This window comes from Frateuria sp. sgz306004 (genome assembly GCF_057750885.1).
The window spans coordinates 16,618-30,762 of sequence record NZ_JBYLFE010000013.1; the positions used below are offsets into that span (position 1 = coordinate 16,618).

Annotated in this window: 13 protein-coding genes; 2 read left to right on the top strand and 11 right to left on the bottom strand. The window is 63.9% G+C overall.

Going from position 1 to position 14,145, the window contains the following annotated elements; genetic code table 11:
• Positions 1 to 7: 7 nt before the first annotated feature.
• Positions 8 to 1,291 (bottom strand): acetyl-CoA C-acetyltransferase, encoded by a 1,284-nt coding sequence (locus AC3G2C_RS19555; protein ID WP_488386302.1) that lies wholly within the window; start codon positions 1,289 to 1,291, stop codon positions 8 to 10.
• A gap of 117 nt (positions 1,292 to 1,408) precedes the next feature.
• Here AC3G2C_RS19555 and AC3G2C_RS19560 point away from each other — a divergent pair, with 117 nt between their 5' ends.
• Together AC3G2C_RS19560 and AC3G2C_RS19565 are read left to right on the top strand one after the other, a co-directional pair.
• Entirely contained in the window at positions 1,409 to 2,536 is a 1,128-nt protein-coding gene (locus tag AC3G2C_RS19560; RefSeq protein ID WP_488386303.1) for a hypothetical protein, read from the top strand.
• A 132-nt stretch (positions 2,537 to 2,668) separates the two neighbouring features.
• On the top strand, positions 2,669 to 5,134 hold the full coding sequence (locus AC3G2C_RS19565) for a sensor domain-containing protein (protein ID WP_488386304.1): 2,466 nt from the start codon (positions 2,669 to 2,671) through the stop codon (positions 5,132 to 5,134).
• A 7-nt stretch (positions 5,135 to 5,141) separates the two neighbouring features.
• Here the strand turns inward: AC3G2C_RS19565 and AC3G2C_RS19570 are convergent, their stop codons facing one another.
• The 10 genes from AC3G2C_RS19570 to AC3G2C_RS19615 all read right to left on the bottom strand — a co-directional run bounded on the left by AC3G2C_RS19570 (position 5,142) and on the right by AC3G2C_RS19615 (position 14,124).
• Complete coding sequence (locus tag AC3G2C_RS19570) at positions 5,142 to 5,597, bottom strand: GNAT family N-acetyltransferase (RefSeq protein WP_488386305.1); 456 nt, start codon at positions 5,595 to 5,597, stop codon at positions 5,142 to 5,144.
• 6 nt (positions 5,598 to 5,603) lie between these two features.
• Positions 5,604 to 7,004: a nitrogen regulation protein NR(I) gene (gene ntrC / locus AC3G2C_RS19575; protein ID WP_488386306.1), complete on the bottom strand. Its 1,401-nt coding sequence runs from the start codon at positions 7,002 to 7,004 to the stop codon at positions 5,604 to 5,606.
• The gene (locus AC3G2C_RS19580) at positions 6,997 to 8,007 is read right to left on the bottom strand and encodes a two-component system sensor histidine kinase NtrB (RefSeq protein WP_488386307.1); all 1,011 of its coding nucleotides are present in this window, start codon (positions 8,005 to 8,007) and stop codon (positions 6,997 to 6,999) included. The genes ntrC and AC3G2C_RS19580 overlap by 8 nt, the downstream gene beginning before the upstream one ends.
• Positions 8,008 to 8,064: 57 nt before the next feature.
• Positions 8,065 to 8,991: a M14 family metallopeptidase gene (locus AC3G2C_RS19585; protein ID WP_488386308.1), complete on the bottom strand. Its 927-nt coding sequence runs from the start codon at positions 8,989 to 8,991 to the stop codon at positions 8,065 to 8,067.
• A gap of 168 nt (positions 8,992 to 9,159) precedes the next feature.
• Positions 9,160 to 9,540: an RcnB family protein gene (locus tag AC3G2C_RS19590; RefSeq protein WP_488386309.1), complete on the bottom strand. Its 381-nt coding sequence runs from the start codon at positions 9,538 to 9,540 to the stop codon at positions 9,160 to 9,162.
• A 289-nt stretch (positions 9,541 to 9,829) separates the two neighbouring features.
• Entirely contained in the window at positions 9,830 to 10,153 is a 324-nt protein-coding gene (locus tag AC3G2C_RS19595) for an antibiotic biosynthesis monooxygenase family protein (protein ID WP_488386310.1), read from the bottom strand.
• 95 nt (positions 10,154 to 10,248) lie between these two features.
• Positions 10,249 to 12,534 carry an FdhF/YdeP family oxidoreductase gene (locus AC3G2C_RS19600; protein ID WP_488386311.1) on the bottom strand — a complete coding sequence of 762 codons (2,286 nt, stop codon included), beginning with the start codon at positions 12,532 to 12,534 and terminating at the stop codon, positions 10,249 to 10,251.
• 134 nt (positions 12,535 to 12,668) lie between these two features.
• Entirely contained in the window at positions 12,669 to 13,109 is a 441-nt protein-coding gene (locus AC3G2C_RS19605; protein WP_488386312.1) for a glutaredoxin family protein, read from the bottom strand.
• Positions 13,110 to 13,216: 107 nt separating this feature from the next.
• Positions 13,217 to 13,399, bottom strand: a complete 183-nt coding sequence (locus AC3G2C_RS19610; protein ID WP_488386313.1) for a hypothetical protein — start codon at positions 13,397 to 13,399, stop codon at positions 13,217 to 13,219.
• A gap of 134 nt (positions 13,400 to 13,533) precedes the next feature.
• Entirely contained in the window at positions 13,534 to 14,124 is a 591-nt protein-coding gene (locus tag AC3G2C_RS19615; RefSeq protein WP_488386314.1) for a hypothetical protein, read from the bottom strand.
• Between the last annotated feature and the right edge of the window lie 21 nt (positions 14,125 to 14,145).

Here is a 14,145-nt window from a genome sequence, read left to right on the forward strand (position 1 = left end):
GAACCGCTCAGCGCTCGAGGATGGCGGTGACGCCCATGCCACCCGCCGTGCAGATGGAAATCAGGCCACGGCCCGAACCCTTTTGTTCCAGCATCTTGGCCAGCGTAGCGATGATGCGCGCGCCGGTGGCGGCAAACGGATGGCCCGCCGCCAGGCTGGAACCATTCACGTTGAGCTTGGCCGGGTCGATGCTGCCCAGCGGCTGGTCCAAGCCGAGGCGGTTCTTGCAGTAATCGGCGCTTTCCCAGGCACGCAGGGTGCACAGGACCTGCGCGGCGAACGCCTCGTGAATCTCGTAGAAGTCGAAATCCTGCAAGGTCAGGCCATGGCGCGCGAGCATGCGCGGCACCGCGATGGTCGGAGCCATCAGCAAGCCTTCGCCGTGCACGAAATCCACCGCCGACACCTCCGCATCGCGGAACCAGGCCTGCACCTTCAGGCCGCGCTGGTTCGCCCATTCCTCGGTGCCCAGCAACACGGCGGCCGCGCCATCGGACAGGCCGGTGGAGTTACCCGCCGTGAGCGTGCCGTGACCGGAGGTCTTGTCGAATGCGGGCTTGAGCGATGCCAGCTTTTCGAGGGTGCTGTCCGGACGCAGGAAACCATCGCGCTTCAAACCACGGAACGGCACCACCAAGTCTTCGAAGAAACCAGCGTCGTAGGCCGCCGCGAGCTTGCGGTGGCTATCGAGCGCCAACTGGTCCTGCGCCTGGCGGGTGATGTGCCACTCCTTGGCCATCTTTTCGCAGTGATCGCCCATGGACATGCCGGTGCGTGGCTCGGCCACGCCCGGAAACGCCGGCTTGAACTCCTTGAAGGAGAAACCCTGGGTGGCGGCGCGCAGCTTGTCCTGCCAGGTCTTGGCGCGGTTCATCGCCAACAGGCGCTTGCGCAGGCGCTCGCCCAGCACAATCGGCACGTCGCTGGTGGTATCCGAGCCGCCGGCAATGCCCGCCTCGATCTGCCCCGTGGCGATCTTGTTGGCGATGATGATGGCGTTGTCCAGCGAGGTGCCGCAGGCACGCGCCGTGGTGATGCCGGGGGTGGTGGGTGCCAGGCCCGAGGAGAGCACGGCCTCGCGGGCCAGGTTCCACTCCGAGGCGTGCTTGATCACCGCGCCCATGGCGACTTCGCCCAGCTCCACGCCATGCAGACCGTATCGCTCCACCAACGACCCAAGCACCTTCACCGACATGCCGAAGTTACCGACGTCGGCGTAAGCGGTGTTGTTGCGGCAGAACGGAATACGTACGCCGCCGATCACACCGACGCGCTTGAGCGTGTTGTCCATGGCTGGAGCAGTCCAAAAAAAGCCGAGTCACCAAGGCTAACCCGCTACGCCACCGTACGGAAGCCCAAAACCCCCTGGATGCTAGAATTTGGTTCTTTGCCGTTCGGGTTCGTCTCCGTGGAAGCTCAAACACTTGTCGCCCTGCCGGTGGTGCTGGCCCTGGAACTGTCCGCCGACGAGACGCCCGCCCACCGCACCCTCAGTCGCGACCAGGCCGCCGAGCTGGCCGCCCTCATCGCCGCTGACCTGCACGGACTGGTACCCGAGGTGGCCGAAGCCCGCCTGGCCGTGGCCGGCGCGCTGTTCGACGCGGTGGAGCTGCTGCGACCTGGTTTCCCGGTGTGGGCCACCCTGGACGAACTGGCTCGCCGCGTGCCGCGCGGCCATCTGGAAAACGTGGTCGCCTTTGGTACCCACGAGGGCCGCATGCCCGCCCAGCCGCTGGAGCCCGAAGCCGTCTATGCCGACGGCCCGATGCGCCTATTGCCCATCTCCCTGTTGGTGCCCGAAGCGCTGGCCGAAAGCCTCTCCGAACAGCTTGAAGTAGAGCTGGTGGGTCGCGGCGAAGCGGGTGCCCGCACGGCCGACTGGCTCATGCGCACCCTCGGCGCCCGCCTGGAGCACGCCCGCTACCTGAGCCGCAACGACCTGCTGGCGCTCACCTGCGTGCAGTACGAGCACGTGAACCTGGCGCCGCTATGGACCCTGCTGGAAGCCGCCTTGCTCACGCCCTACCGCGACGAAACCACCATGAGCGCACGCGGCCTCACCCTGCGCTACCACGAGGGCAAGGTGCACGCGCAGTCGCCCGCCGCCTGGCTGCGACAGCACAACAGCGCCGCCGAACAACGCGGGCACGACTTCGCCGGCATCGTGTTCGAGCTGCGCCAGTACGCCGCCCTGCTCGATGCGCACCAACTACCCCTGGTGCTGGAGAACGGTGACGCCACGCCCGGCTATCTGCTGGAAGCCCTCGCCGAGGCCGACCCCGCCTACGACGCGCCTGCCTTGTATGCCCACGAGGCCGCCGGCCTTGGCGTGGTGGCCGTGACCCTGGCGCAACGTGGGGAGGGTGGACAAGCCCGGGTACTCGCCCACGGGTATCCCCTGCACCCCAAAGCGCTGGGCCCCTTGGTGGCCGCGCTGGCGGACTGCTATCGCATCGCATCGGACCTGCATGCGCTCGGGCAGATCCTGCTGGACACGCAAGGCCAGCTCGGCGCACCGGCCACCCCACTGCACTGACCGTTCGGGGCAAACTGCGCGCCCCGGCGCGCAGTGCCCGCATCATCCCAAGATCATTCCTGCTGCACAGGCGGCCCCACTTGTCGCATCATCGCCGGGCAGGACGCGGGGAGCGTCAACAGCGGACCATCGATGGCGCCAAACGACAGCGAGTACGTACCCGCAGGTGGCGAGGCCCAATGGCCCGCTCACGTGCTGCAGGGCGCGCCTGCGCTCATCACCTATATCGACCGCCAACGCCGCTTCCGCTTCGTCAACGGCACCCACCAAGCCTGGATGGGCCTCTCCCCGCAGGACATGGTGGGGCGCACCGTGGAAGAGGTCATCGACCGTTGGAGCCTGGCGCGCGCGGGCTACTGCCTGGATCAGGCGCTGGACGGCGAGCCGGCGGTCTACGAGGGCGAGCTGTTCAGCGGCGCCGCCCGCTCCTACGTGCACGGCAACTTCCAACCTGACTTTGACGAACACGGCCAAGTGCGCGGCGTGTTCACCGTATTCATCGACATCAGCGCGCGCTATGCACTGGAAACGCAGTTGCGCGAAAGCGAGCAGCGCTTCTATGGCGCGTTCCAGCATGCCCCCATCGGCATGGCGCTGGTCACCGAAGAAGGACGCATGCTGCGCGTCAACGGCGCGCTTTGCCAAATGCTGGGCTACGGCGAGATGGAGCTGCTCTCGCGGTCTCTGCTGGACCTCACCCACGCGGATGACATGGCCGTGTCGCGCGACATGGCGCGCTCGCTGATCGAAGGCGAATGCGAGTCGTACCAGTTGGAGAAGCGCTACATCCACGCCGACGGCCATGTCGTGCATGTGATGTTGAGCGTATCGTTGGTGCGCAACGTGCAGGGCGAGCCGTACCACGCGGTGGCGCAGATCCAGGACATCAGCCAACGCAAAGCCTACGAAGAGGCCCTGTTCCGCGAACGCGAACTGGCCGAGGTGACCTTGCGCTCCATCGGCGATGCAGTGATCACCACCGACCTGCAAAACCGCGTGACCTCACTCAACCCCATCGCCGAAGCGATGACCGGCTGGACCCACGCCGAGGCCGTGGGCAAACCGATGAGCGAGGTATTTCGCCTGATCGACGCACGCAACCGCGAGCCCCTCAACAATCCCTTGATGGATGCCATTGCCCGCGACGCCATCGTGGAACTGAAGGGCAACGCCGTACTGCTCCACCGCAATGGCTTTGAAACGCCCATTGAGGATTCAGCAGCCTCCATCCACGACCACGCTGGCAGTGTTATTGGCGGCGTGCTGGTATTCCACGACGTGAGCGAAACGCGCGCCTTGGCGCTGAAGATGGCTCACCTCGCCCAGCACGACACGCTCACCGGGCTGCCCAACCGCAGCCTGCTCCAATCGCGCCTGGAACAAGTGCTCGGGGCCGCCATGCGCCGCCACGACCAGGCCGCGCTACTGCATATCGACCTGGATCACTTCAAACAGATCAACGACACGCTCGGCCACGTGGCAGGCGATGCCCTGCTGCGCAATTTCGCCAGCCACCTGCGCAACACGCTGCGCAACGAAGACACTGTCAGCCGAATCGCTGGCGACGAATTCGCCGTGCTGCTGTCGCACGTGGATGGACGCATGGGCGCGCGCCAGCTTTGCGAAAAACTGATGCGCCTGTGGCAAAGCTCTGCCGCCAGCAAGATGGGCGACTTCGACGTTACCTTCAGCGTCGGCATCAGCGTCTACCCTGAGGATGCCGGCGACGCCGAAGGCATGCTGCGCAACGCCGATACCGCGCTATACGAAGTGAAAGTGCACGGCCGTAACGGCTACCGCATCTACACCCCGTCCATGAGCGAGCGCCCGGCAGCACGCCTGCGCATCGAACAGGACCTGCGCAAGGCACTGCAACGCGGCGAGCTACGCCTGCATTACCAACCCGAGGTCGATGCCCGCACTGGCACCATTGTCGGCGCCGAGGCCCTGCTGCGTTGGCAGGTAGACGGCAACGAAGTTTACGCGCCCGACCAGTTCATCCCCATCGCCGAAGAAACCGGCCTGATCGTGCCACTGGGCGAATGGGTTATCCGCGAAGCCTGCCGGCAGGCCGGCGAGTGGTATCGCCTGGGTACGCCCATCGTGGTGGCGGTGAATGTGGCCGCGCCACAGTTCCAGCATGCCGACTTCCATGAAGTGCTGCGCTCCTCACTGGCGGACGCGCAGCTACCGCCATCGCTGATCGACCTGGAACTCACCGAGCGCATGGTGATGTCCGCCGGCGACCAGAGTCGCGCACTCATGCAGCGCATCAAAGACCTGGGCGTAGGCCTGACGCTGGACGACTTCGGCACCGGCTATTGCAGCCTTTCCTACCTGAAGTACTTCCCCATCGACGCGTTGAAGATCGACCGCACCTTCGTGCGCGACATCGCCACCGACCCCGACAACGCCGCCATTACCGACGCCATCATCGCCATGGCGCGCGGACTGGACATGATGGTGGTGGCCGAAGGCGTAGAAACACCTGCCCAGGCCGAACACCTGCGCCGCGCCGGCTGCACGCTGATGCAAGGCTATCTGTTCGGCTCCGCGCTGCCGCCCGAAGAGCTCGGGCGGCACCTGCTCCCAGGCTGAGCCTCGCTCAGCGCGCGAATTCCGCTTCGTACATGAAGTAGTGGCAGCGCTCCATGCCGAGCCCGGCATAGGTGCGCTGCGCGCGCTCGTTCTCGGTTTCCACGTATAGGCGCAAGCCCACCGCGCCTGCCGCCTGCGCGCGCTGCTGCACTTCGTCGTAAAGACGGCGGAACACGCCCTCGCGACGTGCCGACTCAACCACGTAGACACTCTGGATCCACCAGAAATCGCCTGCGCGCCAGTCGCTCCATTCGTAGGTAACGAGCAGGCAACCACAAGGCTCTCCATCACGCTCGGCTATCAGGTAGAAGCCACGGCGTGGCTCGTCGAACACCGCGGTGACGCCGCGTGCGAGCACGCCGCTGTCCAGTGCCTTAGCTTCGGTTTCCCAAGCCATGGCGCGGTTCCATTGCGCAATGTGATCAATGTCGGTACGTACAGCGAGGCGAACAACGATGGTCATGCGTGGTTACTCGGGCTTGTTTGGACGTCGGGTGCGCGATGCACCCAGCTTGCGGGTCAACGTATTGCGCCCTACGCCGAGCGCGGCGGCGGCATGCTGGCGATGGCCCTCATGCGCCGCTAGCGCCGCTTGCAGCAGGGTGTGATCCAGCGCCTCGCGGGCGCGGGTATGGATATCCATCTCGCCATCGGCAATGGCTTGTGCGGCCCATTCGCGCAACGCATCGGTCCAGCCGCCCGCCGATCCGGCCGTGGGGGCACTGCCAAGATCCGAGGGCAGGATCTCCGAGCCCGGCGCAATGACCGCCAGGCGTCGGCACAGGTTCTCCAGTTCACGCACATTGCCGGGGAAGTCGCGTTGGGCGACGGCCTTTAGCGCCGACTTGGAAAAGCGCTTGGGTGGCAGCTTCAGCTCCTGGGCGGCCGTTGCGAGAAAGTGCTCGGCCAGCAGCGGAATATCGCCGCGGCGTTGGCGCAACGGTGGCAACTCGATGCGCACCACATCCAGGCGATGCTTGAGATCGGCGCGGAACTGCCCCGCTGCCACGCGCACATCCAAGTCCTGATGCGTGGCGGCAATGATGCGCACGTTGCCGCGGATCAACTCGCGCCCACCCACGCGATAGAACTCCCCGCCAGCCAGTACCCGCAACAACCGCGTTTGCAAGGCTAGCGGCATGTCGCCGATTTCATCGAGAAACAGCGTGCCGCCTTCCGCCTGTTCGAAACGACCGGCATGCCGACGCGTGGCACCCGTAAATGCGCCGGCTTCGTGACCGAACAGCTCACTTTCCAGCAACTCACTGGGAATAGCTGCCGTGTTGAGCGCGATGTAGGGCCTGTTGCGGCGCGCGCTTTCCTCGTGCAAGGCACGCGCCACCAGCTCCTTGCCCGTACCGGTTTCGCCAGTGATCAACACATTGAGATCGCTCGCGGCAACGCGACCGATCAAACGAAACACCTCGCGCATGGCCGGGCTCTCACCCAGCAAGGCATGCGTTGACACAGTCGGCGCAACCGTCGCGGTGGCCACGGCGGGCGTATCGGCCAGCGCACGCTGCACCGCGGATACCGCCTGATCCAAGTCGAACGGCTTGGCGAGGTAATCCACCGCGCCCGCGCGATACGCGGCGGCTGTCGTGGCCACATCGGTATACGCACTCATCACGATCACCGGCCCCACACCTTGTGCGGTGAGCGCTTCCAGCAAAGCCAGACCACCCTCACCCGGCATGCGCACGTCGGTAAGCAACAGCGCGGGACGCGATTCGCGCAGAGCGGCGCGCACATCCTCACCGTCGCCGAACTCGCGCACCTGCAAGCCTGCGTCGCGCAGTGCTTCGGCCAGCACGAAACGCACGCCGCGGTCGTCGTCGGCTATCCATATTTCGTGGTGTGGCTCAGTCATGTGCGTGGCCCATCGGCAGATAAAGGGTAAACGCCGTTTCGCCGGCACGGCTGGCGTAGCGCAATTCGCCACCATGCTCCCGGGCGATCTCGCGCGCCAATGCCAGCCCCAGGCCGCTGCCATCCGCGCGGCCGGATACCAACGGCTCGAACAAGGTGTCGCGCAAGGCGACAGGCACGCCCGGACCATCGTCGATCACATCCACCCGCAGCGCCATGCGCACAACGCGATCCCCGCATCGCACGGCGGCCTCGGCGCGGGTGCGAAAGGTAAGCGTGCGCGCACCCGCTTCGACAGCATTGCGTGCGAGGTTCAACAACAACTGCAAGAGCCGGTCCGCGTCGCCGTAGATATCCGGCAGGCTAGGGTCGTAGTCGTGACGCAAACTCGGTGGCGATGGCTCGGCCAGCAGCAGGTCGCCCAGCCGCTCCAGTTGTTCATGGATATTCACGGGCCCCAAGTGGGCCGCGCCGTCGTGATGCAGCAAACGGTTGGCGAGCGCCCCCAGACGATCCGCCTCGGCGATCACCAAGCCAGCCAATGCGCGCAACTGCTCGTCATCCACCCGCCGTTGCAATAGCTGCGCGGCGCCGCGCAAGCCGGCCAGCGGGTTCTTCACTTCATGCGCAAAGCCGCGCAAGGTGGCGGACAAGGGCGTCGGCGCGGATACCGGCGGCGCGAGCGCATGCACCTCCACCAGCAGTTCACCGCTGGGCAGGCCCTGCATCGACACATCCATGCGCACACCATCGCCGCGCGTGGATGGCAGCTCGATGCCCCGTAGCTGCAACGGCGCCGGCTCCTGCAACGCACGCGCCGCCAGCGCCATCCATTCGGGTTGATGCAGCAGCACCGCCAGCGATTGGCCCACCGCGCTGCGGGGACCGATCGCCAGCAACTCCGCCAGCGCCGGGTTCACCCACAACAGGCGCAACTGCCCGTCCGCCAGCGCCACCCCGGTCGCCAACGGCTCCGCCCACGCACGGCTGACCGAGTCACTCATTGCACCATCATGGACAATGCGCCGCTGTGGTGCAACGATCCGGTCAAGAATGCGACGTCAGCCTTGGGGATGCCCCAGCGCGTAATCAATGGCGGCACAGATGGCGGCGACCTGGGCATCGTTGCACTGTTGCGGCGTCGCGCGAGGGCTGTCTGGGTAGACCTCGGTGGTGGTGGCAAAGCGTGCGTTGGTAATGCCGGCGCATAGCGCCCATTGCTTCACCGGGAACTTGATCACGCCCGGAATCAATAGCGGCGCACCGATAATCTCGCCACGCGCATCCGCATCGGCGATATGCGTGACCTTGGCCACCGCCTCGATCACCGCTTGCTGGAAAGCGGGCTGCGGGTTGTCGGTGTCATCCACCAGGTAGAAGCCATCGGGCACTTCGCCCGGCTCGAACGGCTTGCCATCACGCGCAGCCAGCGCGGGGCGGAATTCGGACTCATCGGAGTCGGTGGTTTCGTGCAGATCGATATGCATGAGCACCCGATCGCTGAGTGGCTTGAGCAGCTTCACCAGCGCCGCCGACTCGCCGGCGGGACTGTCTTCGCGAAAATTGCGATTGGGGTCCAGTGCGTCGGGGTTCCAGCGATGGATGCGCTCATACGCCCACGGGCTCACGCAGGGCACCACCAATACGTTGGCGCGACCATCGTAGTCGCGCCCATGCTGGGCCAGGAACTGCAAGGCACCATGCACACCGCTGGTTTCATATCCATGCACGCCACCCGTCACGACCAACACCGGAAGGTGTTCCTGCCATAGCCGGCTGCGCACTGCGATCAACGGATAGTGCTCAACACCGTAGTGCAACGCACCGTACTCGCTCACCTCGAAGGTGTCGCGCAACGCGCGGATGGGGCTCAACACATCATCGGCGTAGCTGCGCTGCTTGCTCTGCCGCGCCAGCCATGCGGCTCGCTCTGCTGCGTCCCAAGGTTGACCGGGAGTGCCGATGGGGTAGAACGCGTCGTTGCTCATGGTGTCGCTGCCTGGAGGGGTACCGCGTACTTTAACACCCTCCAACATCCCACCCCACGAGGACGGATGTGCGATAGGCCCACGCCACGATTGTGTGACGTGGGCCATTGCGTTCAAAGCGGTATGCCGCAGATCAAACGCGCCATCCATGGCGACGCATGTTGCGCATCAGAAGCCCGTGGAAATATCGATAACAACGCCGCTGGATATCAACGTGAGGTAGAACTGGCCTTGATCGGCACGCACCCAGCGATAGCCCGGCGGTGGCGCACGCAAGTGGTAGCGTTGATAGTCTGTCACATAGTAATCGCGCGAGTAGTAGCGATCGGGCAAGCGGTCGCCCTTCTTGTACCAGCCATTGTGCCTGCCGTTGTCGTGACGCCCCTCGTCCTTCGGGTTATGCCCACGATCATGGTCTTTGTCGTTCCAATGCGCGTTATCGCCGTGCCCGCGATCATGATCGCCGTGATCGTCCTGCGGGGAAGCCATCACCAGCCCACTGCCTGCGATGAGAGCTGCGGCGATGAAGAGGGTATGTAAGCGCTTCATGGGAACTCCTACACGTGAAGTGAAAGCTGCGGATTGCCATGGCGGAGAGTGGCTCGCTTCGACGCAAGCCGCATCGCCATGCGTCAACAACATGGCACAGAAAGCCCGACGTAGCGTTCTGTTACATAGCGCTGAAAACCCTGCATTCAGCTTGTGATCCTCCTTGGATTCAGCCACACGACCCTTGCGCGCATCAACATGGCCTTCACGGCCGCCGCCCAAGTGGCACTGCGTAGTCAGTCCATGGGCATTTCATACTTGCCCGTCTCACCTTTTGCGCAAAGGCCCCCTAGGGGAGAGGCGCCAGAAAATCGGACACTGGTTCCAGGATCAACTCGGGCAAACTTTCGGCAATGGCCGCCCGCAGCTGCTGCCAGGCTTCAACGTCGACGGATGGTCGCGCGAGCCCTTCGGCCTTTGCCTCCGCCGAAGGCCATTGCGTATAGCTGTACCAAATATCGTCGGGGCCCCGGTGAAGCCGTGAGCCCAGCGAACCTCGCTCTGTCAGCAGAAGCTCCGTAATGCGCGACCACGCCTTGACGAACGAGGCCTCGGAACCCGGGTGAAGTCGCCAGCGATAAATGGCGCAGAAAGCTGGAGTTGCATTGTCCATGAGCCTATCCATGTGTGGTGATCATTCGCTTGCGACGTGGCTTACACGCAACCATGTGGAGCATGGCGTGCGCACACCGTATCCCACGGAACCGACTACGCCACCTGCGCACGCGATATGCGCACCGGCACGGACTTGTAGGACGGAGTGCCGCTGGCTTGATCGTGGTAGTCCAGCGGCACCAGGCAATTGCCCTCGGGGTAATAGGTTGCTACCGAGCCCTTCGCTATCTCATAAGCCACGGCGATCACGTTGACCAAGCGCCGCTCCTGACTCAGGCCGAGAGCAGTTTCCACCAGTATTTCGTCACCGTGTTGAATGCCACGCTCTGCCAGGTCGAGCGCATTCATGAACACCACATCACGGCGACCGAAGATCCCTCGGTAGCGATCATCGAAACCATAGATGGTGGTGTTGTACTGGTCGTGGCTGCGGACGGTGGTCAACTTCAGGACGGAAGGGTCCGCCGATGCGGGGTCTTCCTCCAGCCCCGCAAAGCAAATGAACTCGGCCTTTCCCGATGGCGTATTCCAGACCCGTTCGGTCGGCGGCAACGGCAGTCGAAAGCCGCCCGGTACGCGAATGCGTTCGTTGTATTGAGCGAACGCGGGAAACACAGCTTCGATAGCATTGCGAATACGATCGTAATCCGCGATCAAGTCCGTCCACGGCACGCGACTCTTGGGCAAGGTGGCCATGGCGATGCCGGCGATTATCGCCGGCTCGGAGCGCAACGCTTCGGAGGCGGGCGCCAGCTTGCCGCGCGAGGCATGCACCATGGACATCGAATCTTCCACCGTCACAGCCTGCGGCCCAGTTGCCTGCAGGTCACGCTCGGTACGCCCCAAACACGGCAAGAGGAAGGTGTGCTTGCCCGTGAGCAAGTGAGAGCGGTTGAGCTTGGTAGCCACATGCACTGACAAATCGAGCTTGCGCATGGCGGCAAAGCACGCTTCCGGATCGGATAGCGCCACCGCCAGATTGCCACCCAGGCTGATCAAGGCTTTGGATCGCCCATCGAGGATGGCCTGCATCGCCTCCACCGCGTTGTGACCATGCGACGCCGGCGGTCGAAAGCCAAAGGCTTTCTCGATGCCGTCGAGCAAGGCATCGTTCGGCTTTTCGGTAATGCCCACACTTCGATCGCCCTGCACGTTGGAGTGGCCACGTAACGGACAAATACCTGCACCGGGCTTGCCGAAGTTGCCACGCAACAGCAACAGGTTCGCCACCTGCTGCACGTTCTGCGTGCCTGTGCGGTGCTGGGTCACGCCCATGCCGTAGGTGACGATGGTGGCGTTGGACGCCGCATACGCCGCCGCTACCGCACGCAGGGCTTCCTCGCCAAGGCCGGAGGTTTCTTCGATCGCGCTCCACGGGGTTGCCCGCAGGTCTTCCACCCATGCGTCGAAGCCTCGCGTGTGCTCCCGGATGAATGCGTGGTCAAGCACGGTCGATGCCGCACCTGCCGCCTCATCCAGTTCGACCAGCGCCTTCATGATGCCCTTGAGGGCTGCCGCGTCGCCGCCCACTTTCACCTGCAAATAGGTGGACGCAATAGCGGTGGAACCCAGCGTGGCCATTTCCAGCGGCGCCTGCGGATCGGCGAAGCGCTCCAACGCACGCTCGCGCAAGGGATTGAACACCACAATGGGCACGCCGCGTCGTGCGACTTCGTGAAGCGTGCCCATCATGCGGGGATGATTCGTGCCGGGGTTGTGCCCCAACGCAAGGATCAACTCGCAATGATCGAAATCATCCAGCGACACGGTGCCCTTGCCGATGCCGATGGACTGCGGCAGGCCCACGCTGGTCGCCTCGTGGCACATGTTCGAGCAGTCCGGGAAATTGTTGGTGCCGTATTCCCGCGCAAAGAGCTGATAGAGAAAGGCCGCCTCGTTGGAGGCCCGCCCCGAAGCGTAGAACTCCACCATATCTGGGCTTTCGAAGCCGCGAAGAAGGTTGCCGATGCGAGCGAAGGCCTCGTCCCAGCCGATGGCTACGTAGATATCCTTTTCCGCGTCGTAGACCATCGGATGCGTCAAACGACCCTGGTCTTCCAGTTGGTGATCCGTCCAGCCAAGCAGCGATGTCACCGTATTGGCTGCAAAGAACGTGGGCGGCACACGCTTGTGGGTGGCCTCCCAGGTCACTGCCTTGGCGCCGTTCTCGCAGAACTGGAATGTCGAGGTGTGCTTCTTGTCGGGCCAAGCACACCCTGGACAGTCGAAACCCTCCGGCTTGTTGGTGCGCAGCAGCGTAACGGCAGCCTCTCTGGCATCCATCTGCTCGCGAATCGCCCGCGCCGTCGCACGAAGCGCACCCCAGCCACCGGCCGCGCTCTCGTAAGGGCGAACGCCCGGGATATCCTTTTCAGCCATGGATGCGCCTTGCCGACAAACGGGGGAGTTGGGGAGCTTAAGGTGCCACAAAACCCGACGGACTGATGTCTGCGTAATGCCGCGACGTCAACGAACCCGCGCCGACTCCCCTCCGGCAAACGCCACGTACTCCCTCAATGCCCGGCCGCCACCGCGACACGCTTACCTGCGCCATCCACCACGCCATCCTGGCGTAGCTGTGCGCCAATACCCGCTGCGTAGAAGCCACGCATAAGGTGATGGCGCGTGATGATCACGGGTGTGCCTTTCTCCTTAAGCTCGTTGAACATCCGCATGGCATCAGGCGATTGGTCGATCACGTAGTCGGTGTAGGCGATATCGTGGGCAACGAAGTATTCGCGCGCTTGCTTGCAGTACGGGCAGGTGGAGAGCGAAAGCATCACCACGGGCGTACCGGCCGCCTGAATGTAGGACGCGTAATCGCCCGTTTCCACGGGTGGCCTCGCCGCAGCTGGCGGGTGCAGCCAGGTGCCGAGGCGTGGCCCAAGCAGGCTGCCCAATAGCGCGCCGCCCACCAGGAACAGCGCCACCACAACAATCCCTTTGAATTTCATCGCACATCCTGGGCCGCGACAACGGCGGCAGCGATAGATGGAGGGGCTTGCATTGCGTGCATGGCACCACGGGGCACCTTTTGGTACCCCGTGATGCGGCGATCACATCAGTTGCACTCGAACTGGCAAGCCAGGTACTGCTGCAGGCTGCAGCCCTGCGGGCAGTGCAGGTGCTCACAGTCGATCACGCACTGCGAAACGGGTACGGTGATGGCGCCTGCCGCCGAAGCGAAGGTCATCAAACCCAGACCAAAAGCGAAAGCACAAGCTGCAAGATATTTGAGTTTCATCGTGAATCTCATCCTTTTGTCAGTACTTGTGGAATGTCCTCATGGACATCGTCGGTTGCTGCACCAGACGTCTGTGTGGTGCCAAACGACCCGTTGACTTCACCTGCGTGAAGAAGCGTTGGTATGGCGATGTTTCAATAGGATGGGCAGGCTGACTTGGTGATGGTTTGAGGTACGCCACCGCCCTGATGAAGGAGATAGATCGGGCGACCCTCGCCATCCACGGCCTTGTAGATGCCATAGAGGCTGGCCGCGGTGATCGGCTGCGCCACCGGCGTGCTGCCGCTGACATAGCGGTTGCCCACACGTTGGACGTAGTGCGTCTGAGCCTGCTGCACATAGCGGCTCAAGCCGTTGCTGATCTTGATATGCAGCCCATTGCTCACCGCTTGCAGCTCTTCGCTGGTGGCGCGCTTAAGCACCACGCCAGAGGCGAGCGGATTGCGCTCGTCGATCAGCTGATAGGTTCCTGCGCCGTTGGCGCGCACTTCGTAGTAGAGGTTGTAGCGGCTATCGGTGGCGGCGAAGCAGCCTACGAAGCGATCGGAGTCCTTGTCTTCGACGCGTGTGGTCTGCACGTCGGCGCCTTCACAGGGCGTTTCCTGGTAGGCCACCGCACCAGCTTTGGTGCACTTGTAGATGTCAGCGCGTACGCCGGTCGAGGCTGCCAAGGTCAGCCAAAGGCACACGAGCGCGGCCAGTCCATTGCCAGTTCGAAGCTCCACAACTCCCCCGAGTTGAATGCT